A 22,896-nucleotide genomic window follows, 5' to 3' on the forward strand; every position below is an offset into this window, starting at 1 on the left:
TCACCCCGCGATCCGTACGGTCGTGTTGGCGCCCCAGATCGCGAGGCTCAGGAAGAAGTCCAGGACGTTGATGGCGACGATCGACGTCCGCACGGCACGGCCCACCGCGACGCCGACGCCCGCCGGTCCGCCGCTCGCGTAGTAGCCGTAATAGCAGTGCACCAGGATGATCAGGACGGCGAAGACGATCACCTTGCCGAACGACCAGAACACGTCGACCGGCGGCAGATACTGCTGGAAGTAGTGGTCGTACGTGCCCGCCGACTGCCCGTAGTAGCCGGTGGTGATGGTCCGGGCGGCGAGGTACGAGGACAGCAGCCCGATCACGTACAGCGGGATGACGGCGACGAACCCGGCGATCATCCGGGTCGTCACCAGGAACGGCAACGACGGAACGCCCATGACCTCCAGCGCGTCGGTCTCCTCGCTGATCCGCATCGCGCCGAGCTGCGCCGTGAAACCGGCCCCGACCGTCGCGGACAAAGCGAGCCCGGCCACCAGCGGAGCGATCTCGCGGGTGTTGAAGTACGCCGACAGGAACGCCACGAAGTTGGAGGTGCCGAGCTGGTTGAGCGCGGCGTAGCCCTGGAGGCCCACCTCCGTGCCGGTGAAGAACGACAGGAAGGCGATGACCCCGACCGTGCCGCCGACCACGGCGAGCGCGCCGCGGCCGAAGCTCACCTCGGCGAGCAGCCGCAGGATCTCCTTCTTGTAGCGGCGAAGGGTGCGGCCTGTCCATGCCAACGAGCGGCCGTAGAAGACGAGTTGGGTGCCCAGCTCTTCGAGGGAGCGGAGTGGGCGGTCGAGAAGTCGCATCGACTAGCCCCTCTGCGGAACGACTTGGAAGTACACAGCGGTCATCACGAAGTTCGTCACGAACAGCAACATGAAGGTGATCACCACCGACTGGTTCACCGCGTCGCCCACGCCCTTCGGACCGCCCTTCGCGGTCAGCCCCTTGTACGAGGCGACGATCCCGGCGATCGCTCCGAAGACGAGGGCCTTGATCTCGGCCGCCCACAGGTCGGAGAGCTGGGCGAGGGTGGTGAAGGAGGCCAGGTAGGCGCCGGGGGTGCCGTTCTGGAGAATGACGTTGAAGAAGTAGCCGCCCGCGACGCCGACCACCGACACCAGACCGTTGAGCAGCACGGCCACCACCATCGAGGCCAGCACCCGGGGTACGACGAGGCGGTGGATCGGGTCGATGCCCAGCACCTGCATCGCGTCGATCTCCTCGCGGATCTTCCGCGCCCCGAGGTCCGCACAGATCGCCGTGCCGCCCGCACCCGCGATCAGCAGCGCCGTGACGATCGGCGAGGCCTCGCGCAGCACGGCGAGCACCGAGGCGGCGCCGGAGAAGGACTGGGCGCCCAACTGCCGCGTGAGGCTGCCGATCTGCAAGGCGATGACCGCGCCGAAGGGGATCGAGACGAGGGCCGTCGGCAGGATGGTCACACTCGCGACGAACCAGGCCTGCTGGATGAACTCCCTTGCCTGGAAAGGGCGTCGGGGCATGGTCCGGACGACGTCCAGGGCCATCGCGAACAGATTGCCGGACTGCCTGAGCGCTCCGGTCGGCGACAGGCTCATGCGTCGGCCACCTCCCTGCTGCGGTGCAGCTCGGCCTCGCGTCTCGCGATCGCCTGCCAGCGGGGCGGGCGGGTGATGCCTGGGCCCGGCAGCAGGCGGGGAGTCAGAACCTGGCTGCCGGGAGTTCTGGTGGGGGCGTCCATCTGCGCCAGCTCCTGCTCGACCTGGGCGGCGTCCTTCTCCTCCGCCATGCCGATCGGCCCTTGCATCCGGCCGTTCAGGAACTGCCGTACGACGGGCTCGTCGCTGGTCAGCAGCTTCTCGCGGGGCCCGAACATGACCAGCTCGCGCCGGAACAACAGCCCGATGTTGTCCGGGACCTGGCGGGCCGAGGCGATGTCGTGCGTGACGATCAGGAAGGTCGCGTCGATCTGGGCGTTGAGGTCGACGATGAGCTGGTTGAGGTAGGCCACGCGGACGGGGTCGAGGCCTGAGTCGGGTTCGTCGAAGAGGATGATCTCGGGGTCGAGGACCAGGGCTCGCGCCAGCCCGGCCCGTTTGCGCATCCCGCCGGATATCTCGCCGGGCAGCTTCTCCTCCGCGCCGATCAGGCCGACCATGTCCATCTTCTCGAGCACGATCCGCCGGATCTCGCTCTCCGGCTTACGGGTGTGCTCGCGCAGCGGGAAGGCGATGTTGTCGTACAGGCTCATCGACCCGAACAACGCGCCGTCCTGAAACAGCACACCGAACAGCTTCCGCACCTCGTACAGGTCGTGTTCACGGAGTTTGGTGATGTCCCGGCCGGCGATCCGCACCGACCCCCGCTCCGGCTTCAACAGCCCCACGAGCGTCTTGAGGAACACCGACTTGCCCGTCCCCGAGGGCCCGAGCATGACCGAGACCTCTCCGGCGGGCAGCGTCAGCGACACGTCCTGCCAGATGACCTGGTGCCCGAAGGACTTGGTCAGCCCTTCCACACAGATCTCGACACCCATCCGGTACACCCTTCAGCCAGCCGTGGAGCAGCTCCGACATCTGCTCTACGGGGAGGGGCGGGGGGTCCGTCGCGATGAGTGCGAGTTTTTTTGACGAATGTGTGCGGGAGTGCGGAGGCGGGGCTACGGGAGTGTGCTCAGGGTGGGTACGTCGCTGAGGGTGGGCGTGGCGGCCGGTGCGGGCGGAGTGTCCGGGGCCGCCTGGGCGGTGGGCTCGGCGCGTCGCAGGGACTTGGTGTCCGGCAGGTCCGGGGCATCGGGCGCGCTCGGTACCGAGGGCAGCTGCGGTGCTTGTGGCAGCTGTGGTACCTCCGGGGCGGGCAGTTCCGGCAGCGAGACCTCCGGCAACGGCGGCACGGACAGGGGGATGAGCGACCGGTCCCCGGCCGACGGTGATGTCCCGGGCTCGGGACCCGCAGTGGCGTCCGTGACCTCTCGCGCGTCCGGAGCCCCGTCCCGGCCGGAGCCGTCGGGCCGGAGCTCCTCCGCGGGCCCCGACACGGTGGGCCGCGGAGCCGACCCGCCCCCGCCTCCGTCATACGCGTACGGCAGCACGAACCCCGCCACCACCGCCAGGGTTGCCGCCGTCGAGGCGGTCGCCATGGCCTGCGCCTTGCCGCCCCCGTGCGGCCGCCCCCGCCCGATCAGGTACAGCGCGGCCCCGAGGGTCGCCGCCAGTGAGTTGCGCAGCGTGCGCCGGGCCCGGGCCAGCAGCGACTCGACGGTCCGGTAGCTCAGCCCCATCCGCACGGCGACCTGACCGACGTCCAGGTCCTCGGACTTCAGCCGTAGCGCCTCCGCCTGGCGCGCGGGCAGCTCGCCGCTGCGTACGGCCAGCCACCTGGCCTCGGCCCGGTCGCACACCGCCTCCTCGACGGGCACCGGTCCGGGTGCGATCAGTGTCGGGCTCGTACGGACCTCGGCCTCGCGGTTGACCTGCCGGTAGCGGTCCACGCACAGCCGCATCGTCACCGTCGTCAGCCAGGCCGCGAGTCGCTCGTCGTCCAGGTCGGGGCGTTCGGCGGCGCGCAGCATCGCCTCGTGCACCGCGTCCTCGGCGTCCTCAAGGCTCATCGACCTGCGCCGGGCCACCTTGAGCAGCTGCTCGCGGTGGCTCCACATGCGCTGCCACCGGTCGTCGACCGCCGACGTCTGTGCAGGCATGGTCTCTGCAGGCATGTCCGTCGCCATGAGGGCCCCTTCGTGCTCACCTGCCGGTTTCGTGTCGTCTGCCGTCCGGCGGGTGGCGACATTACCGTCCGGTAGCCGGGGTTGTGGAGGGGAAGGCGGTCATCGAGTCCATGCTGTCACTGGTCGGTGGACCGTGAGCTGCACGCCCGTGTGAAGGAAGCTCAAGTGCCACGTGTGTGACATCGCTGTTCGGGGAAGGCGAACGCGCATGGTGGTCACGGGAGTTGGGGGCGTACGTTGATCGGATCCCGGGCAGTGCCTACGGATGGCCTTTCCCCCGTGTACGACGACACGGGGGCCGCATCCGCGCGTTTTCTCCTCTGGCTGGCCGAAGAGAGCGGCGGTGTCGCCGGTCGGCGAGTGGCCAGCGACGCGTACGCACACCATGAGCGGTGCAGCCTGGAGCTGGTCGAGGGCATCGTGGAACGCCTTGCCGCACTCGGCTGGATCGCCGTGCACAACGACTCCGGTGCCGTGCCACCGCTGGTCAGCCCGACCGGCGCCGGGCTCGCGGAGGTGCGGGCCTGGGACGAGGCGTACGCCGACCGGGACGCCCGGCGCCGGTACGCCAAGGCGGCCCTGTTCGCCTGGTGGGACCGGGCCGGGCAGCATCAGAGCGGCGAGTCGAACGCCGAGGCCTTCCTCTGGACGAGGGAGGCCTTCTACTGCGGCCGGCAGCTCGCCTTCGAGGATCTGGAGTACGCCAAGGACCATCTGAGTCTGCCCACTCCGGTGCGCGTCGGCGTCGCCGAACAGGGCGCCGGAGTGTTCCTGTCCTTCGAGCAGCTGGCCCAGCTGGTGCAGGCGTCCCGCCCCGACCTCTCGGAGAGCGACAGCGAGCTGCGACAGGTACGCGAGCTGGCCGAGGCCCTGACCGACGCCTCGCGGCGCGGTGCCGAGCCCGACCCGGGCATGCTGCAACGCTTCCTGCAGCACAGCGGCGACCTGGCACAGGCCGGGTCCAGATCGGTGGGCAGGGACATGGCCTCCGGCATGGTTTCGGAGATCATCCAGTCGATGCTGAGGCTGGGATGAGCGATCCCGCAGGCCCCGCCCTCGTGCCGGAGGGCCAGATTCCGGAGGCGTACGCGCGTCAGCCCCTGTTGCGGCAGCTGGTGCCGCGCCTGGTCGGCCTCGAACGCGACCGGCACCGCAGACGGCCCCGCCACGAGTTCGCCGAGGATCTGCCGGTGGTGCTGCTCAGCGGGCGGCACGGCACCGGCAAGAGCGCACTGCTGGACGATCTCAAGGAGGCCTACGCGCCTGACGCCGGGCCCTGGCCGGGGCCGCGTGTGCCGTTCGCGCGGATCAACTGCGCGGCACTTCAGGAGCGGGCCAGAGTGGGACCGGAGATCTCCAACAACTCGTACGCGGTGGAGGTCCTGGCCGAACTCGTCACCCAACTGTCCCGTCCCGTCGCGGGGTTCGGGCGGCTCCGCTTTCCCCGGACCACCGCCGGGCTGCTCGCCGTGGTGTCCGCCCGGCGTCCCGGCAACGACGACGAACTGCGGGTGGCCGACCGGCACACGGCCGCTCTCATGGACTCACCGCCGGGCGCAGACCAACCCCCCACCTGGGACACGCTCTTCCGCCCGGCGCTGCCCATTCCGCCGGACGGTGTCACCCCCGACCCCGCGGCGTTTCCCGAGGCGGCCGTGCGTACGTATCTGGGCAGGCAGTACCGATGGCGCTCGCGCAGACTCGCCTCCCGCCAACTGGTCGGCTGGTACGAGAGCTACCGCAGCGAGGCCGACAACCGGCTGCGCGGTATGCCGCCGGGCGCGGCCACGCAGCCGCGGCCGGTGCCGGCCGCGGAGCGCGCGCGGGCTGTGGCCCGGCTCTGCCAGGAGTTCCACCAGGGCCGCGGATTCCGGCGTGGCGTCGAGCGCATGCTGATGGCCGCGTTCCTCGCGGATGTGCGTTACGGGCCCTTCCGGCGGGCGAACCGTGCCCCGCGTCCCCTGCTCCTCCTCGACAACGTGCACACCGACATCGGCCGCGACTTCCTCGAACTGCTCCTGGAGCAACGGGCGCGGCAGAGCCGTGACGCCCGCGACCAGCTGGTCGTGATCGCCACCGAGCTGCGCGGCGACGACAACCCGGCCACCCGGGACGACGCCCCCGACGAGGAGAACGACCCCTACCCGGAGGCCACGTACCGCTCCCTGCACGAAGTCGGCACGAACTCCAGGTGGACCCGCAGCGGCAGCGCTCCCTCGGCGGGCGTACTGGTCCTGCCGCTGCCACCGCTCGACACGGAGCACGTGGAGCGGATGCTGAAGCGCGACGAGAGGGCCTCCTTCGACCCGTACATCGCCACCGCCGTACACGATCTGACCCGCGGCCACCCCATGGGAGCCCGCCGGCTGTGCGACGCCGTGGTGCGCAAGGCAGGCACCGGGGAGTGGGTGCGGGCCGAGGAACTCCTCGACCTGACCCATCCCGACGGCGTCGGCGAATCCGTCATCTGGCGGCTGCTCAACACTCTGGTCGGCAGCGAGAACCACGACGAGCTGTGCCTGTTCTCCCTGGCCTGGGACCGGGAGGCGGCCGAACAACTGGCCGAGCGGTGGATACCGCGCCGGATCGACGGCCTGCCCGCGGCCGACGGCGCCGCCGCCCAGCTGGAGCGGGAACGCTGGTCACGGGGAACGGGCAGCCGGCCGTTCATCACGGACCGTTTTCTGCGCGCCCTGCTGGTGCATCAGATGCGCAGCGGGCGCGGCGGCAGCGGGGTGGACTGGTTCAGCGCGCACGCCCTGCTCGCCGAGCACCACCGGCAGCGGGCCGAGGGCCGCTCGGGGCAGGCGGAACGGGCCGAGCGGTCCCGCTTCCTGTGGCACCGGCTCGCTGGGGGAGAGGCGCGGGAGGTCGTCGACTGGCTGCACGCGGAGTTCCTCAGGGACGACGGCGACGCGGTCGACTGGCTGCACATCCTGCGCACCGCGGCCCATGCGCCACGCCCGCCGGGGGATGTCTGGTTCGAGCAGTGCCAAGAGGTCGGCAAGGGCCGCCGGGACCGGCTGCAACTCCAGGCGGACCCGGAAGTGGGCCTGGAGAAGCAGGCCGTCAACCGGCTTCTGCACGCCCTGTGGTACGCGGCGGACGAACTGGCCGAGGCGGACCGGACGTTGGTCGACCGGATCGGCCAGGACCTGTCCTTCCTCTCCGCCCAGCATCTGACCGGCCGCGCGGTCCTCGCCCAGGCCGCCATCCGCTGGCCGCGCGCCGTGAAGGACGGCGAGGACTGGCCCCTCGAACGCCACTGGCAGGGCGACCAGCCGCGAACGGGAGGGGCGCGATGAGCCGTACGGACCGCCGCAACTGGGTCTGGCTGCCGAGCCGGCTGCGCTTCCGGGTACTCGGCCTGATCGATGTGGTGGCCCTGTGGGTGGTGGTCTCCGCGCTGTTGGGAGCCGGTGCCTGGTGGGGGCTGGACGCCTACCGGGAGCACCGCGACTACTGCACCGAGGATCAGGAGCTGCGGCGCGTTGACACCGCCGCGGGCGAGGAGTGCATCGGCGTCACAGCCCAGGCGTACCCCTTCGACCAGGATCTCGCCGACGTACTGGGCCGGATCGAGGACGAGAACGAGGCGGCACGGGAAGCGGCACGGACATCGGGCAAGCCCCTCGTGAGCGTCGCCGTCGTCATGCCGTACACCTCAAGGACCCGTGGCGCGGCCATGTCGAAAGACCTGATCCGGCACTCCCTCCAGGGCGCCTACCTCGCCCAGCGCGGCCACAACAACGGGCCCGCCACCGGCCACAGCGCCATCCAGCTCCTCTTCGCCAATGTCGGCGAGGACCTGAGCCACTGGCGGACCGTGACCGACGAACTGGCCTCCCGGCTCGGCGGCCAGGCTCCCCTCGTCGCCGCCATCGGCCTCCCCAACAGCGACGACGCCACGCTCGCCTCCGTGAAGCAGGGACTCGGGCGCGCGAAGATCCCGGCCGTCAGCGCGGTGCTCAGCTCCCGCGACATGGAGCACCCCTACCTCTTCAAGGTCTCGCCCTCCACCGACCAGCTCGTCGACGCCCTCAAGCGCTATGTGAGCGCGAACAAGGTGAACCGCAAGGACACCTTCATGATCGCCGACGAGCGGCCCGACAACTACGTCACCAACCTCCGCCGCGTCTTCCGGCAGGAGTTCGGCGCGCAGTACGGCATCACCGACGACGAGGTGCAACGGCGGACCGAGACGTACCAGGGCATCAAGGGGACCCCCGAAGGCCATTCGCAGATCTTCGGGCGGGCGGTGCTCGCGATGTGCGCGGTCGGCACCCGGACGGTGTTCCTGGCCGGCCGTGACGCGGACCTGCCGCCCTTCCTGGAGACCATCGACCAGACGCGCTCCTGCGACCGGGGACCGGACGACGAGCCGATGCGCATCCTGCGCGTCAGCACGGGCCGCGACCCGGTCACCGAGACCGCCTCGATGCGCGCGATCGCCGAGCGGAACAACATCGAGATCGTGACCGCGACCGCCGTCGACGCACCCCGCTGGCGTGCGTCCAGCAGCGGCGACGACCAGGTCCCCAAGGCCTTCGCGCCCTTCGCCAAGTCCTACGACGAGTACTTCGGCAGGGAGAAGGCCAATGTCCTCAACGACGGCTACGCCGTGATGTACCACGACGCCCTCAGCGCCGTTGGCAGCGCCGTGGCCGCGGCCCGCAACAGCGGCATCGACCGCGTGGACCACAACGACGTGTACAACGCGCTGCGCCAGGGCAGCCCGGGCGACCACTGCGCCGCGGGCTGCGTACCGGGCGCGAGCGGTGTCTTCACCTTCGCGGACGAGAGCATCGGGACGGATGAGGGCACCCGCCACGAGGCGGCGGCCGGGTTGTGGCCGGTGTGCAAACCGGTACCCGTGGTGACCTTCCCGAAGGAGCGCCGGGACAAGTCGCCGCTCTACCGGACTTACCAGGAGCCGGGGCAGACCACCTGCCCCCGCCCGTGACCCGGCAGCGGGCGGAGCCCGATCCGATCGTGGCTCCCCGTGACCGCTCCGGGCGCGTTAGGTTGAGCGCGTGCGATTGAGAGTGGAGTCCTGCGGCGCGGCTCTGACCTGCGCGAACGCGCGCTGATCCGCTCTGACCTGCAGAATCTCCCCTCACTTGTTCTCGTCACTTCGCGGTGTTTTCTGCGTGTATGCCCTGGATGTGCCCTGTGGAGGCAGGTCGGAGGCGAGTTCTGTGTGATCTGTGCGGTCGGCGGGGCCGGGGTGCCGGTTCGGGGCTCGGGCTGCTGGGGCGTGCGACAGAGGGTGTCTAGGGAGCCGACCGCAGTGGTCAGCTCGATGTGTCCGAGAGGTGTCTGTGACGGATGCGCGGCCAGCACTTGCTGTGCCTCAAGTGGTGTGAGGCGCCGGCGGCCGCGGAGTTACATGGATGAAGGATGGCAATTACGCTCGCAAATGAAGATCTTTGCCGGGGCTACTCTTCTGCGGTGGTGAGGCGTGTTCTTCGCCTCGTCAGGCCCGGCGCGGTGTGGGCGCATTCGTTGGTGGTCTGACAGGTGCGTGCAGCCAGCGCCGCATGGGCACCGTTCGTCATATCCGAGTGGCGACGGCGCCACACAATCCTGGCCGACGGGATCGCCGTCGGGTGTCCGGCGCAGCCGGGCGGTGGCGGGCACCTCCTTAGTGGACGTCGGTGAGCCACGGCCCGGGAGCCGACCGAGGTCCCGGTGCCCCACCGACGGATCGTATCCGTCCGACACCGTTGAGCGCCGAGAGTGGTCGCTACGCCCGTCAGTATCCTTTTATAGGTCAATGCTACAAAGCGCCCCAGATGTCTAGTGTGCTGCGGATGTGCGAGGTGGAGAATGCGCGACATCACCTTCCGTGGCGTCGGTGAGCTCCCGGAGCCCGGGGGCGAGGCGGATGCCCTGCTGGACGCCCGCGGCCAAGTGGCGTCCTGGGGGCCGGGCGCCCGGCAGATGCTCGGCTACCCGGCGTGGGAGATCCTCGGCCGTCGTGCGGACGAGCTCCTCTACGACCCTGCTGACGCAGCGGACATCGTCCGGCGGTGGGACGAGGGTGCCCGTCGGCGGTCTCTGGTATTGCGGCGGCGAAGCGGGGATCCGCTGGAGGCCGAGGTCTGGGTGCGCTCCCTCACGTCTGTGAACGGTGAACGTCAGTGGCTCGTGCAGGCGATCGGCACCGAGGCGTTCCGCACGTACGAGTTCGGGCGCGCCCTGCTGAAGGGACTGTTCACCGACTCCCCGTTCCACATCGACCTCTTCGACAGACAGCTGCGGTTCGTCGCCCAGAACCTCACGCAGCGACGCGCTGGAGTGTTCCGGGGCGACGAGTACTCCGGGCGGACGATGCGCGAGATGGCCCCGCCCGGCCTGCTGGACATCGATGCCCTCGAGGCCCGGCAGCGGCGGGTGCTGGAAACCGGCGAGGCCCTCATCGACACCGAAGTCGTCGGCCACCCCGTACCCAATTCGCCACGCGATTACGTGTGGTCGGAGTCCATCCTGCCCCTCAGGAACCCGTCCGGCACGGTGATCGCGCTGGCCCATGTGGTCTCCGACGTGACCCAACGGGTCCGGTCGCGGGAGCGGCTGGTACTGGCGAACGAGGCCGGCACCCGGATCGGCACCACCCTGGACCTCTGGTGCACGGCCCGGGAACTGGCCGAGGTCGCGGTGCCCCACTTTGCCGACATCTGCTACGTCGACCTACTGGACTCGGTCTTCCCCGGTGGGGAGCCGACCGGCGACCGGCAGCCGCGTCCCCCGCTGCTCCGCCGGGCCGCATGCAGCGGAGCAGCCGAGGACATCGGTCCGGACGGGGCCGGGATGGTGGGTGGCCCCGACGCGCGGGCGACGGTGGCGGGCTCGCCGTTCCTCGACGCCCTTGCGAGAGGCGAGTCCGTCCTCCTTGCGGACGAGCAGCTGCGCACCTGTCCCGCCGCCGTCCGCTCCTGCCACTCGCCGGTCGGCGGGCCGGAAATCCACTCCTGGCTTCTCGTTCCCATGCTCGCCCGGGGTGTCGCGCTCGGCACCGCCGTCTTCATGCGCTCCCGCAATCCCCGCCGGTTCGAGCCCGACGACGTGCTGCTGGCCGAGCAGATCGTGACCCGCGCGGCGGTGTGCGTCGACAACGCCAGCCGGTACCACCGGGAGCGGACGACGGCACTGATTCTCCGGGGCAGTCTGCTCCCCCAGCGGCTGCCGTCGCCGTCGGCAGTGCGGGCGGCGTCCCGCTATCTGCCGGCGAGCGAGCACACAGGGCTGGGCGGCGACTGGTTCGACGTGATCCCCCTGTCCGGCGCACGGGTGGCGCTCGTGGTGGGCGACGTGGTCGGACACGATCTGCAGTCGGCTGTGACCATGGGCCGCTTGCGCAGCGCCGTACGCACTCTCGCGGATCTCGATCTGTCCCCCGATGAGCTCCTCACCCGCCTGGATGACCAGATGAACCGCTTCCTCGACGAGCGTGGCGACGAAGGGTCCCTGGTGACGGGAGCGACCTGCCTGTACGCGGTGTACGACCCGGTGTCGCGCCACTGCCGCCTGGCACGCGCCGGCCATCCGCCACCGGCGGTGGTGTCGGCGGACGGCGGTGTCGACTTCGTCGACCTGCCCGGCGGCCCGCCATTGGGCCTGGGCGGTGTCGTATTCGAAGAGCGCGAGATCACACTGGGCGACGGGGACCTCCTGGTCCTCTACACCGACGGACTACTGGAGTCTCGTGCACAGGATCTCGACACCGGGCTGCGCCGCATGCGCGACAACCTCTCCCGCACTCCTGCGTCGGCCACACCGCAGGAGGTGTGCGACACGTTGATCCGCGAACTGCTTCCGCCGGGCCATCAGGACGACGTGGCCGTCCTGGTGGCCCGGGTGAGCGGCCTGGCTCCGGACTGTCATGTCACCTGGGAGATCGAGGCGCAGGACAAGATGGTCGGCCGGGCGAGGGACCTGACGGCACAGCAGATGGCGTGGTGGGGGCTGGAGGAGGAGTCGTTCACCACTGAGCTGATCGTCAGCGAGCTGGTGACGAACGCGATTCGCTACGGCGGCGAGCCGATCACGCTACGCCTGATCCGGGACCACAACCTGATCTGTGAGGTGTCGGACGGCAGCAGTACCTCCCCCCACGTGAGGCGGGCCCAGGACACGGACGAGGGCGGACGCGGTCTCTACCTCATCACCCAGCTCACGCAGAACTGGGGGACTCGGTACGGCGAACGGGGCAAGACCATCTGGGCCGAGCAGCCACTTCCCGCCTGACGATCCGGCGCGCGGTCCTGCCCCTCATCGTCCGGTCGGTCGACGAAGCACTGAGCAGCCAGTTCCCGAGATGGTCGGGGGATACGACGGCTGAGGAGTCCAGAGGGACTCTGAAGGGGATGCAGGGACGAGACAGAGGGACGGTGATGCGGTAGTGGCACCTGTCCTGCCGTAGGTGAGGGTGATCTGGACGGTGCTGTGGCCGAGCATCTCGGACACGATCTTGATGTCGATGCTGGCGGAAAGGCTGGGTGGCGGCGCCGTGGCGCACGTCGTGCGCGGTGCTGGCCGCTCGGGCGAGCCCGTCCGGCCTGCAGGACAGCGCCGCCTGGCCTGGGCCGTCGTCGCCCGCCCCGAGCTGCTGACCGGCGCCGGCTACGAAGCCCACACCCCGGCCGTCTCTGCGGTTTGTCAACGAGCTCGTCGAGGCCGGGGCGACCAAGGTCGTTCGACCTGCCTGCCCTCGCCGCTGAGAGGTGGCGTTGTCCAAGCTACTGGAGGGAAAAGAGGATCTGCCAGGCCTGCTTCGCTCGCCATGCGACCGTCCCCTGCTCCGGCGCCGTGCGTGAGCCCGCCACTCGAGACGCCGAGGGCCGGCCCTTGTGTCCGAACTGCATGATCAGGCAGCCCGCCAACCTGGAGGAGTGCGTCGGCTGCGGCCGGCGCAAGCCCCTCGTGAACCGGCTGCCCGACGGACCCGGTGCCAGAACTGCCGACCGAGGATCACCGCAGAGTGCGGCACCCCCACGCAGGGTCCCACTGCACGGAATTGTTATGACATCGCACAGCATCTCAATAATTTCCCTGTTAAGGACGAAGATTCTCTGTTTCAGAATGAAAAGGATGAGTCAATCCACTCGTCCCGTTTCTACGAGCAGATCTGGCGGCCAGTCGTCGCTAAGGCCAAGATCCCCAAGGGCACCGGGCCCCACGCCCTGCGGCATGCCTATGCATCTCTGCTGATCGCCGCGGGGGAGTCCGTTAAGGTCGTGTCGGAGCGACTGGGGCATACCAACGCCGCGATGACCCTGAACGTCTACAGCCATCTCTTCCCTGAGTCGGAGGAACGGACCAGGGCGGCGGTGGACCGGGCGTTCGGTGTTCTGACGGGGAATGTGCCCCGGATGTGCCCTCTCGGCCGGAGGACTGAGAGAACGCGCAGGTCAGAGCCGATGTCATGGGGTGCAGTGAGATTGATGCGATTGAGAGTGGAGTTCACGACCGAGCCCTTCGACCTCGACGAGGCGCCGCCGCACGCGCTGGTAGCCCGCGAGGTCATTGAGGCGGCGGAGCTGGACGCGGTGGACGTCGGCCCGTTCGGCAACACGGCGGAGGGCAGCGCCGACGCCGTCCTCACCGCCGTGGACGCCCTGCTGCGCAAGACCCTGGAGTCCGGCGCCACCCGGATCTCGCTGCAGTTCAACGTGATCGCGGAGGGCGAGGCGTGACCGGCACCGGGGACGAGCCCTTCATCACGGCCGTGAAGCCGCTGGTCGACGCCATGGGCGGCGAGATGCTCCCGCCGGACCAGGCCGGCGAGGACGATGTCGTACTCACCTGGGAGGGCACCGACGTCGTCGCCGTACGCCTGCCGCAGCTCGCCGACTCCCTGGACCACATCCTGGCGGCCTTGGAGCGCAAGCAGGGCAAGCCATTGGCCGAACTCGACCGCAAGGCCAAGCAGGAGGTCGTACGCATACTCGAGGCACGCGGAGCGTTCTCCGTACGCCACGGCGTGGAAACCGTCGCAAGCGCCCTCGGAGTAAGCCGCTTCACCGTCTACAACTACCTGAACAGGGAGAACGCGGCGAAGGGCAACTGATCCGAATTCTCGAAATAATGACGGTGGCTTCTGTGGGGATTTCAGGCCCTTGCCCCCAGTGATCTTGTCGCAGATTTACTGTGGTGGCCGCGCATCAATTCCCTGATTCTTCACCTGTCGGCGTGCGGGGACATCGCGGGTAGTTCCACAGTGATGCGGATCCCGCCGGCAGAGCGCGGGGTGAGGGTGAGTGTTCCGTCGTGTGCCTGGGTGATGGTTTTGACGATTGCCAGGCCGAGGCCGACGCCCGCGTGGTCGGTGTGAATGCGCTCGGTACCGCGTTGGAATGGTTCGGTGAGTGTCGAGACCAGCTGTGGGGTGAGCTTCTCGCCGGTGTTCTCGACAGTGAGCACCACAGTCCTGGGGCGGACGCTGGTATTCACCCACACGGTGCCCTGTTCGGGCAGGTTGTGGACGATCGCGTTGTGCACGAGGTTCGTGGTCAGCTGCAGCAGGAGCGTTTGCGATCCGATCGTGGGGGTGATGTCGCCGCAGGTCTCGATGGTGACACCGCGCTTTTCCGCCAGGGGGAGGAGCGTTTCGGTGGATTCTTCCGCCAGGAGGGACAGGTCGACGTGTTCTTGGGTGAAGGACCGCTGGTTGGCGCGGCTGAGCAGGAGCAGTGCCTCCGTGAGGTCGATCGCCCGGCTGTTGACGGCATGCAGACGGTCGATGACTTCGCCGGTGTCGTGGTTCGGATCGGTGCGGGCCACGTCGAGAAGTGCCTTCGAGACCGCGAGCGGGGTGCGCAACTCGTGCGAGGCGTTGGCGGCGAATCTCTGCTGTTCGGCGACGTGTGCTTCGAGCTGCACGAGCATGGTGTCGAAGGCGTCGGCGAGTTCGCGGAACTCGTCCTTGCGGCCCGGTAGCCGGATTCGGTGGGAGAGCGATCCGTTCGTGGCCATGCGGGTGGCGTGTGTGATGCGGGTCAGCGGGGCGAGCATGCGGCCGGCGAGGAACCACCCTCCCACGAGGCCGAAGACCAGCAGGATGGCCATCACTGCGGCTGCCCTCGGAGCGAAGACGCGCAGGAGTTGGGACCGGATGGGAAAAACACCATCAAGGTCGGGGTCGGCGTTGGTGAGCGTCGCACGTTCGGGGACATAACTCAGGAGGAACACCCACACCGCCGCCATCAGCAGGGCACCGGCCAGCATGAGGAACCCGGCGTAGCTGAGGGTGAGTTTGACCCGAACGCTCAAACCAGGCTGCCTATCCACGGTCTCGTCCCTCACGTCCGGTGCCGGGTGCTGTGTCGATGCGGTAGCCGACGCCTGGCACGGTGGCGATGATCCAGGGTTCGCCGAGACGCTTGCGCAGGGCCGAGACCGTGATGCGCACGGCGTTGGTGAACGGGTCTGCGTTCTCATCCCACGCGCGTTCCAGGAGTTCTTCGGCGCTGACGACACCGCCTTCGGCGGCGACGAGGACTTCGAGCACAGCGAACTGTTTCCGGGTGAGCGCGACGTAGCGGTCGTCGCGGTAGACCTCGCGGCGGAACGGATCCAGACGCAGGCCTGCGATCTCTCGCACGGGCGGCCTGTTGTGTGCACGCCTGCGGTCGAGTGCCCTGAGCCTGAGTACGAGCTCTTGCAGCTCGAACGGCTTCGTGAGGTAGTCGTCGGCGCCGAGTTCGAACCCGGAGGCCTTGTCATCGAGCCGGTCGGCTGCGGTGAGCATGAGGATCGGCATGCCGCTGCCGGAGGCGACGATGCGTTTGGCGATCTCGTCGCCGGAGGGGCCGGGGATGTCGCGGTCGAGGACGGCGATGTCGTAGGTGTTGATGCTGAGCAGTTCCAGAGCGGTGTCGCCGTCACCGGCGATGTCCGCCGCGATCGCTTCCAGGCGCAGACCATCGCGGATGGCTTCTGCCATATAGGGCTCGTCCTCGACAACCAACACACGCATGTTCTTAAGGCTACGAGTGGGCACATATCGTCGGCGTATCGAAAACCGCATACGTGCCGGCAACACCATGCTGCCTTGACTGGCGGTATGACTCGAACCCCACCATCAGCACGAACAACGACCCGCCGGATTCGCCGGCTCCTTGTCGTCGACCTGATAGCCGTCATAGCAGTGATCACCGCAGCCGTCGGCTGCCAGGCGCCGAAGTCCTCGTCCACCTCGCCTTCCTCGTCCCCCTCGGCCGCATCACCCTCATTACCCTCATCACCCTCGAATCCGCTTCACAGTGAGCAAGGTGGTGCGCTCGGCGAGGCCGACGGTGTCGTCCCCGACGGCGTGACCGTCTTCGACGACGCGATTCCGGCTGTGGCCAACCTCGATCCAGATTTACTCAAGGCCCTCCGCCAGGCTGCAACGGCTGCCGCGGACGACGGAGTCGAGTTCTACGTCAACAGCGGCTGGCGTTCCCCGGAGTACCAGAATCAGCTTCTTCGCGAGGCGGTCTCCAAGTACGGGTCCGAAGACGAGGCCGCCCGATGGGTGGCCACCGCGGCGACGTCTCCTCACGTGTCGGGGGACGCGGTCGACATCGGGCGCTCCGATGCGACGGCGTGGCTGTCCGAACATGGTGCCGAGTACGGGCTCTGCCAGATCTACAGGAACGAACCCTGGCACTACGAACTGCGCACCGAAGCGATCGATCGTGGTTGCCCGCGTATGTATGCCGACCCCACCCAGGACCCGAGGATGCAGCAGTGACCGGCGGTGAGCGAGGACTGACGATGGCGCAGGCGGACACGGCGGAGACCGGGCAGGGCGGCGCCGACCGCCGGGATACCGGCGCCGATACCTGGCGCGCGGGCATCCGCCGGGCGATCCGCATCGGCTCCCGGCCGGGGCCCTGGAAGCGCGGCCCGGTGCTCGCGGCGCTGGCGCTGCTGCTGGGCCTGCTCATGCTGCTGCACGCTGAGATCCCGAACCGGATCGGGGGCCTCGGCAGCCTGGTGGAGACCTTCCTGCCCTGGTTCGGCCTGTTCATCCCGGTGCTGTTTGCCGGGGCGCTCTGGCGCCGCTCCGCCTCCGCGGTGGCCGCGCTGCTGCTGCCGGTCATGGTGTGGTTGCACCTCTTCGGCGGGCTGCTCAGCGACAAGTCTCACCCGGGCGGCGACCTCACCGTGGCCAGCCACAACGTCGGCGCCGACAACCCCGACCCGGCCGACACCGCCCGCGACCTGGCCGCCTCCGGTGCGGACGTGCTGGCCCTGCAGGAGATGACCGAGCAGGCCCGGGGCACGTACGAGAAGGAGCTGGCGAAGGCGTACCCGTACCACACGGTGCAGGGCACGGTCGGGCTGTGGAGCAGGCTGCCGCTGTCGGACACCAAGGCGGTCGACATCAAGCAGGACGTCGGGCCGCTGGGGGACACCAAGCCGGCCGAGGTCAAGATGGCCTACAACCGGGCGCTGCGCACCACGGTGGCCACGGACCAGGGGCCGCTGGCGGTGTATGTGGCCCACCTGGGGTCGGTACGGGTGAATCCCAGAGCGGGCTTTTGGACGGACTCGCGGGACCGCAACGCGCAGGCGCTCGGCGAGGCCCTCGCCGCCGAGCAGAACGAGCGGGTGGTGCTGCTCGGCGACCTGAACGGCACCATGGACGACCGCGCGTTCGCCGGCATCACCTCACAGCTGCACTCGGCCCAGGACGCGGCCGGGGACGGCTTCGGCTTCAGCTGGCCGGCGAAGTTCCCGGTGGCGCGGATCGACCAGATCCTGGTGAAGGGCGTCGAGCCGGTCACCTCCTGGACGCTGCCGGAGACGGGCAGCGACCACCTGCCGGTGGCGGCCGGAATCAGCTGGTGAACACCGCGCAAGCCTCCGGATCCGTCCCGCGCCTCCCGCAGCTCTGGGTGCGGCGCTCCTGCTGGACACGTTCGTGCCCCCGGGAATCCTCGGCGGGCTGCTGCACCTGGTGGTGCCGATCGGGGTGCTGCTCGCCGCCTGGCGGCTGACCCCCCTGTTCGTACGGCCGCTGCACCGCCTTTTCCCCGATGAACCCGAGCCGTCCTGGCGCACCGAGGCCCGCTTCGGCGACGGCACCACTGCGCCATCTGCCGCCGACGAGGCCGAGGAACCTTTCCGGGGCGCGCCGTATGCCGCCGCGTTCGACTCGCGACCTCGCGCCGCCGTACAGCGGGGTCGCAGCAGTGCGGCACCCATCGGCTGTCTACCGCGGCGAGGGCGGCGGGCCCTGAAGGACGTCGGATGCCTCCCGGCTCAGTGCGCCGAGTTCGCTCAGCGCCTCGGCCACCTCCGATCCGGTCTCCAGCTGCCGCCACAGCTCGTGGAGGGTGTTGGAGATGTCCGAGCGGTTCTTGAACCGTCGTACCGCGATGTCCAGGTCCCGCAGGCAGGTTGCCCGAGGCGGCGTCGAGGGCTTCGTGACGCCTGCCCTCAGGCCAGTTCGGAGCGGCCGAACAGCAGTGCGTAGCCGGGTGGGAGTTGGGTGAGGATGGCGTGCAGCAGGTCCTTGTCTGCAATGTCGGCGAGGGTGCTCAGGACGGCGCCGGTGTCCCAGCGGGCGGTCTCAGGGGTTGCGCCTTCGATCAGCAGGGCGACGGCTTCGACGAACTCGTGCGGGTTGAGCGGTTTGGTCGCCGGCAGCGGTTCGAGGAGCAGCGGTTGGCACTGGGCCGGAAGCTGGTCGGCGAGTTTCTTGCGTTCGGAGCCGAGCAGATGGGCGCCCAGGGTGGCCAGTACCGTCCGGGTGACCCGCTCGGCCTCCCGCGTGGTGGTGTACTCGCCGCGTTCTTGGACCTGGGCCAGGAACGGTTCCCATGCGATGGCCACGGTGGCCTCCCTCATCGGCGTGCGGCATGTGTGCTACGGGCCGGCCCGCCCGCGGCCGACGGCCGCCCCGGCCCCGGGCGCAGCAATCACCGGGGCCGGGGCACGGACATGACCCGACCGGCGGGGACTTCGGCGGTCCGCTGCTGATCTGCCGGCAGCCCTGACCGGCGCTGACGGCGATCTTGCGGGACTTGGCCTGCCCGGCGACCGGGATCGTCAGGCGCAGCACGCCGGCGTCGTAGGGGCTGCTCGTTCCTCGCCAGCCGCTTCACGTTGAGCTGAGACGGTGATCTCACCTGATACGTGCCCCAGCGCTGGCCTTCCATCCGGTCCTGCGGGGCGCTGTGGTCACGCCGGGCGGATGTTCTCCGCCTGCGGGCCCTTTTGGCCCTGCACGACGTCGAACTCGACTTTCTGCCCCTCCTGCAGCTCGCGGAAGCCCTGAGCGGCAATGTTGGAGTAGTGGGCGAAGACGTCGGGTCCGCCGCCCTCCTGCTCGATGAAGCCGAAGCCCTTTTCGCTGTTGAACCACTTCACGGTGCCCTTGGCCATGGCCTGCTCCTTCGAGGAACCCCGGGCTCGCACCCTGCAGGCCCGGGAGGTGACTGCCCTGGTCCGGAGAAGCGCTGAACAGCAAGAACGCCCATGATCGTGATCACGGGCGAACGAGACTTCGGAACCACGACTGCTGGATATCGACGCTACACCGCGCAGTCGGCAGCCGCTATCGATGCGGCCGTGGATCGTACCTCTGTCCCCGGCTGTCACCTGGGACGGGAGGTCCGCGCGGCGATCCGGCTTGTCCACTGGTGTGACTGCAAGAGCGAGTTACCGCCCTCCATGCGAAGTCCACGCCGAGTACGAGAAGTTGCGAATCACCGCGTGAAATAGACGGTCAGACACCTGTCCGGAAAACGCGAGGCCCCTCAATGACCGCCGCACCCGGCAGCGCGGACGAGGCCAAGCTGCAGCTCGCTGCGATCGCCGGTCCGCCGGACACCACGAACAGCTTGCACACACGCCGGTAGGCGGCTGGTACGAGCTGCCTACCGGCACCCGAATCTTTCAACAAACTGTTGACGTGGAGTTCTCCGAGAGCGTTAGCTGGCCCCGTGACTTCGAGTACGACACCCGGTGGCCTCGCCCGCTTCAACGCCCTGGAGGAGCACGCCGCCCTCGCCGCCCTCCACGAGGTGTGCGCCTCGACGGCGTGGGCAGGGCGACTGCTCGCCCGGCGCCCGTACGAGGCCCTCGACGACCTCCTCGCCGCGAGCGACGCCGCCATGGCCGAGCTGACCAGCACGGACCTGGCGGAGGCGATGGCCGGGCACCCGCCGATCGGGCGGCCGAAGCCCGGGGACCCGACGAGCTCGCGTGAGCAGCGCGGAATGGCCGGCGCCTCCGCGGAGCTCAAGGCGGAGATGCTCGAGCTGAACCTGGCGTACCAGGAGAAGTTCGGCCATGTCTTCCTGATCTGCGCCACCGGCCTGACAGGTGAGCAGATGCGGGATGCGGTGAAGGTACGGATCGGCAACTCGCCGGAGCAGGAGCGGGAGATCGTCCGCGCCGAGCTGGGCAAGATCAACCGCATCCGCCTGGCCCGACTCGTAGAAGAACAGGACGACGACTGATGAGTACCGCATCGGTGTCCACCCACATCCTGGACACCAGCATCGGCCGCCCCGCCCAGGGCGTGCCCGTCGCGCTGTCGGCACGCGGCAGCGCCGAGTGGACGGCGCTCGGCACCTCCGCCACGGACGCCGACGGCCGCTGCAAGGACCTCCCGGCACTGCCGCCGGACACCACACACGTACGGCTCCGTTTCGAGACCGAGGCGTACCTCTCCGCGCACCGGGACGAGGATGCGTTCTTCCCGGAGGTCACCGTCACCTTCACCGTGACGCCCGGCGAGCACTACCACGTACCGCTGCTGCTCAACCCGTTCGGCTACTCCGTATACCGAGGGAGCTAGTGCCCGATGCCCATCCTTGGACAGAACCAGTACGGCAAGGCCGAGAACCGAGTCGTACGAGTCACGCGGGACGGTGCCACCCACCACATCAAGGACCTCAACGTCTCGGTGTCGCTGAGCGGCGACATGGACGAGGTCCACTACTCCGGCTCCAACGCGAACGTCCTGCCCACCGACACCACCAAGAACACGGTGTACGCCTTCGCCAAGGAACACGGCATCGACTCCGCCGAGCAGTTCGGCATCCACCTCGCCCGCCACTTCGTGACCAGCCAGGAACCGATCCACCGGGCCCGCATCCGCATCGAGGAATACGCCTGGGAGCGCATCGAGAACTCCGGGGAGGGCGCGCACTCCTTCGTCCGCAAGGGCCAGGAGACGCGCCTCACGCAGATCACGTACGACGGCGAGCAGTGGGAGGTCGTCTCCGGCCTCAAGGACCTGGTCGTGATGAACTCGACGAACTCCGAGTTCTGGGGCTACGTCAAGGACAAGTACACGACCCTCCCCGAGGCGTACGACCGCATCCTGGCCACCGAGGTCTCCGGGCGCTGGCGGTTCAACTGGACCGACGACGAACAGGAGATGCCCGACTGGGAGACGTCGTACGAGCAGGTCAGGAAGCACATGCTCCAGGCCTTCGCCGAGACCTACTCCCTCTCGCTCCAGCAGACGCTCTACGCCATGGGCGCGCGCATCATCGACCACCGCGACGAGATCGACGAGGTCCGCTTCTCGCTGCCGAACAAGCATCACTTCCTCGTCGATCTGGAGCCGTTCGGCCTGAAGAACGACAACGAGGTGTACTTCGCCGCCGACCGCCCGTACGGCCTGATCGAGGCCACCGTCCTGCGGGACGGCTGCGAGGCGCACATCCCGGTCGACCTCAGCAACCTCTGACGCGGACACGGACGTACGGAAAGTAGGAGACGAACGATGGCCCAGCGCATCGTCATCGAGAACTGCGCGATCGCGACCGTGGACGCCGACGACACCGAGTACGCCTCCGGGTACGTGGTCGTGGCCGACAACCGCATCGAGTCGCTCGGCGCGGGCAAAGCCCCCGAGGGCCTGGAGGACGTCGTACGCCGCATCGACGCGACCGGCCACCTCGTGACGCCCGGCCTGGTCAACACGCACCACCACTTCTACCAGTGGCTCACCCGCGGCCTCGCCACCGACCACAACCTCTTCAACTGGCTCGTCGCGCTCTACCCGACCTGGGCGCGCATCGATGAGCAGATGACGTACACGGCGGCCCAGGGCTCGCTCGCCATGCTGGCCCGTGGCGGTGTCACCACCGCGATGGACCACCACTACGTCTTCCCGAAGGGCTCCGGCGACCTGTCCGGCGCGATCATCCGCGCCGCCCGCGAGACGGGCGTCCGCTTCACCCTCGCCCGTGGCTCCATGGACCGCAGTGAGAAGGACGGCGGTCTGCCGCCGGACTTCGCCGTCGAGACCATCGAGGGCGCGCTCGCCGCCACCGAGGCGACCGTCGACGAACACCACGACGACTCCTTCGACGCCATGACGCAGATCGCGGTCGCGCCCTGCTCGCCGTTCTCGGTGTCGACCGAACTGATGCAGCAGGGCGCGGAGTTGGCGCGACGCAAGGGCGTACGGCTGCACACGCACGGCTCGGAGACCGTCGAGGAGGAGCAGTTCTGCAAGGAACTGTTCGGCATGGGCCCGACCGACTACTTCGAGTCCACGGGCTGGCTCGGCGAGGACGTGTGGATGGCGCACTGCGTCCATATGAACGACTCCGACATCGCCGCCTTCGCCCGTACGAAGACGGGCGTGGCCCACTGTCCTTCGTCCAACGCCCGGCTGGCGGCCGGGATCGCACGAGTCCCCGACATGCTGGCGGCCGGCGTCCCGGTCGGCCTCGGCGTCGACGGCACGGCGTCGAACGAGTCGGGGGAACTGCACACCGAACTGCGCAACGCGCTCCTCATCAACCGCCTCGGCGCACACCGGGAAGCCGCCCTGAACGCCCGTCAGGCGCTGCGTCTCGGCACCTACGGCGGTGCCCAAGTCCTGGGCAGGGCAAGGGAGATCGGCTCCCTTGAGCCGGGCAAACTCGCCGACCTGGTGCTGTGGAAGCTGGACACCCTGGCCCACGCCTCGATCGCCGACCCGGTCACCGCCCTCGTCTTCGGCGCGGCGGCACCGGTCACCGCCTCCTTCGTGGGCGGCAGGCAGATCGCCGAGAACGGCCGCCTGCTGCACGTCGACGAGGACGCGATCGCCCGCTCGACGCGGGCGGAGGCCCAGCGCCTCGCGCGGATCGCCGCGCAGGGCTGAGCAGATTGAAGATCTCCGGCCGAGGGGGACGGCCCTCGGCCGGTAGCCTCAAACGCCGGACGGGCT

At 69.1% G+C, this 22,896-nt stretch carries 20 protein-coding genes and 1 pseudogene; 13 read left to right on the plus strand and 8 right to left on the minus strand.

The genetic code is table 11. From position 1 onward, the window contains the following. From ACYVO6_RS17550 to ACYVO6_RS17565, 4 genes are all read right to left on the minus strand, one after another. Positions 1 to 816: an MlaE family ABC transporter permease gene (locus ACYVO6_RS17550; protein WP_461062281.1), complete on the minus strand. Its 816-nt coding sequence runs from the start codon at positions 814 to 816 to the stop codon at positions 1 to 3. A 3-nt stretch (positions 817 to 819) separates the two neighbouring features. Beyond that, complete coding sequence (locus tag ACYVO6_RS17555) at positions 820 to 1,590, minus strand: MlaE family ABC transporter permease (protein WP_344393848.1); 771 nt, start codon at positions 1,588 to 1,590, stop codon at positions 820 to 822. Further along, entirely contained in the window at positions 1,587 to 2,528 is a 942-nt protein-coding gene (locus tag ACYVO6_RS17560; protein WP_461062284.1) for an ABC transporter ATP-binding protein, read from the minus strand. Before ACYVO6_RS17560 ends, ACYVO6_RS17555 begins: the two co-directional genes overlap by 4 nt. Before the next feature lie 123 nt (positions 2,529 to 2,651). Further along, the gene (locus tag ACYVO6_RS17565) at positions 2,652 to 3,719 is read right to left on the minus strand and encodes an RNA polymerase sigma factor (protein ID WP_461062286.1); all 1,068 of its coding nucleotides are present in this window, start codon (positions 3,717 to 3,719) and stop codon (positions 2,652 to 2,654) included. A gap of 279 nt (positions 3,720 to 3,998) precedes the next feature. On the opposite strand from ACYVO6_RS17565, the gene ACYVO6_RS17570 reads away from it, so the two are divergent. The 7 genes and pseudogenes from ACYVO6_RS17570 to ACYVO6_RS17600 all read left to right on the plus strand — a co-directional run bounded on the left by ACYVO6_RS17570 (position 3,999) and on the right by ACYVO6_RS17600 (position 13,791). Then, positions 3,999 to 4,754, plus strand: a complete 756-nt coding sequence (locus tag ACYVO6_RS17570; RefSeq protein ID WP_461062288.1) for a hypothetical protein — start codon at positions 3,999 to 4,001, stop codon at positions 4,752 to 4,754. Further along, positions 4,751 to 7,024 (plus strand): hypothetical protein, encoded by a 2,274-nt coding sequence (locus tag ACYVO6_RS17575; protein ID WP_461062290.1) that lies wholly within the window; start codon positions 4,751 to 4,753, stop codon positions 7,022 to 7,024. The genes ACYVO6_RS17570 and ACYVO6_RS17575 overlap by 4 nt, the downstream gene beginning before the upstream one ends. Continuing rightward, complete coding sequence (locus ACYVO6_RS17580) at positions 7,021 to 8,682, plus strand: type 1 periplasmic-binding domain-containing protein (protein ID WP_461062292.1); 1,662 nt, start codon at positions 7,021 to 7,023, stop codon at positions 8,680 to 8,682. Before ACYVO6_RS17575 ends, ACYVO6_RS17580 begins: the two co-directional genes overlap by 4 nt. Before the next feature lie 866 nt (positions 8,683 to 9,548). After that, positions 9,549 to 11,969, plus strand: a complete 2,421-nt coding sequence (locus ACYVO6_RS17585; protein ID WP_461062294.1) for a SpoIIE family protein phosphatase — start codon at positions 9,549 to 9,551, stop codon at positions 11,967 to 11,969. 644 nt (positions 11,970 to 12,613) lie between these two features. After that, a pseudogene (locus ACYVO6_RS17590) lies at positions 12,614 to 13,009 on the plus strand (tyrosine-type recombinase/integrase); the annotation flags it as partial. A 156-nt stretch (positions 13,010 to 13,165) separates the two neighbouring features. Then, complete coding sequence (locus tag ACYVO6_RS17595) at positions 13,166 to 13,417, plus strand: YkoF family thiamine-binding protein (protein WP_033324615.1); 252 nt, start codon at positions 13,166 to 13,168, stop codon at positions 13,415 to 13,417. Continuing rightward, positions 13,414 to 13,791, plus strand: a complete 378-nt coding sequence (locus ACYVO6_RS17600) for a helix-turn-helix domain-containing protein (protein WP_461062296.1) — start codon at positions 13,414 to 13,416, stop codon at positions 13,789 to 13,791. The genes ACYVO6_RS17595 and ACYVO6_RS17600 overlap by 4 nt, the downstream gene beginning before the upstream one ends. 110 nt (positions 13,792 to 13,901) lie before the next feature. On the opposite strand, the gene ACYVO6_RS17605 is transcribed toward ACYVO6_RS17600, so the two are convergent. Continuing rightward, positions 13,902 to 15,011 (minus strand): sensor histidine kinase, encoded by a 1,110-nt coding sequence (locus ACYVO6_RS17605; RefSeq protein ID WP_461062298.1) that lies wholly within the window; start codon positions 15,009 to 15,011, stop codon positions 13,902 to 13,904. After that, the gene (locus ACYVO6_RS17610) at positions 15,004 to 15,699 is read right to left on the minus strand and encodes a response regulator transcription factor (RefSeq protein ID WP_461062300.1); all 696 of its coding nucleotides are present in this window, start codon (positions 15,697 to 15,699) and stop codon (positions 15,004 to 15,006) included. Before ACYVO6_RS17610 ends, ACYVO6_RS17605 begins: the two co-directional genes overlap by 8 nt. Before the next feature lie 87 nt (positions 15,700 to 15,786). Between ACYVO6_RS17610 and ACYVO6_RS17615 the strand changes: the two genes are divergently transcribed. Further along, positions 15,787 to 16,458, plus strand: coding sequence for a M15 family metallopeptidase (locus tag ACYVO6_RS17615; RefSeq protein WP_461062302.1), 672 nt, complete (start codon positions 15,787 to 15,789; stop codon positions 16,456 to 16,458). Positions 16,459 to 16,481: 23 nt separating this feature from the next. Next, positions 16,482 to 17,561, plus strand: coding sequence for an endonuclease/exonuclease/phosphatase family protein (locus ACYVO6_RS17620; protein WP_461062304.1), 1,080 nt, complete (start codon positions 16,482 to 16,484; stop codon positions 17,559 to 17,561). A 591-nt stretch (positions 17,562 to 18,152) separates the two neighbouring features. Here ACYVO6_RS17620 and ACYVO6_RS17625 read toward each other — a convergent pair. Beyond that, positions 18,153 to 18,548: a DUF2267 domain-containing protein gene (locus ACYVO6_RS17625; protein ID WP_461062306.1), complete on the minus strand. Its 396-nt coding sequence runs from the start codon at positions 18,546 to 18,548 to the stop codon at positions 18,153 to 18,155. A 348-nt stretch (positions 18,549 to 18,896) separates the two neighbouring features. Then, positions 18,897 to 19,100, minus strand: a complete 204-nt coding sequence (locus ACYVO6_RS17630) for a cold-shock protein (RefSeq protein WP_033318262.1) — start codon at positions 19,098 to 19,100, stop codon at positions 18,897 to 18,899. Positions 19,101 to 19,660: 560 nt separating this feature from the next. Here ACYVO6_RS17630 and uraD point away from each other — a divergent pair. Genes uraD through ACYVO6_RS17650 form a run of 4 tightly spaced genes read left to right on the plus strand, consistent with a single transcriptional unit; the run spans position 19,661 to position 22,830 of the window. Then, positions 19,661 to 20,179 carry a 2-oxo-4-hydroxy-4-carboxy-5-ureidoimidazoline decarboxylase gene (uraD, locus tag ACYVO6_RS17635; protein ID WP_461062307.1) on the plus strand — a complete coding sequence of 173 codons (519 nt, stop codon included), beginning with the start codon at positions 19,661 to 19,663 and terminating at the stop codon, positions 20,177 to 20,179. Further along, entirely contained in the window at positions 20,179 to 20,520 is a 342-nt protein-coding gene (gene uraH, locus ACYVO6_RS17640; RefSeq protein ID WP_461062309.1) for a hydroxyisourate hydrolase, read from the plus strand. Before uraD ends, uraH begins: the two co-directional genes overlap by 1 nt. A gap of 6 nt (positions 20,521 to 20,526) precedes the next feature. Beyond that, complete coding sequence (gene pucL, locus ACYVO6_RS17645) at positions 20,527 to 21,420, plus strand: factor-independent urate hydroxylase (RefSeq protein WP_461062311.1); 894 nt, start codon at positions 20,527 to 20,529, stop codon at positions 21,418 to 21,420. A gap of 36 nt (positions 21,421 to 21,456) precedes the next feature. Further along, entirely contained in the window at positions 21,457 to 22,830 is a 1,374-nt protein-coding gene (locus ACYVO6_RS17650; RefSeq protein WP_461062313.1) for an 8-oxoguanine deaminase, read from the plus strand. Positions 22,831 to 22,896: the final 66 nt, after the last annotated feature.

This window comes from Streptomyces pseudoechinosporeus (genome assembly GCF_054783935.1).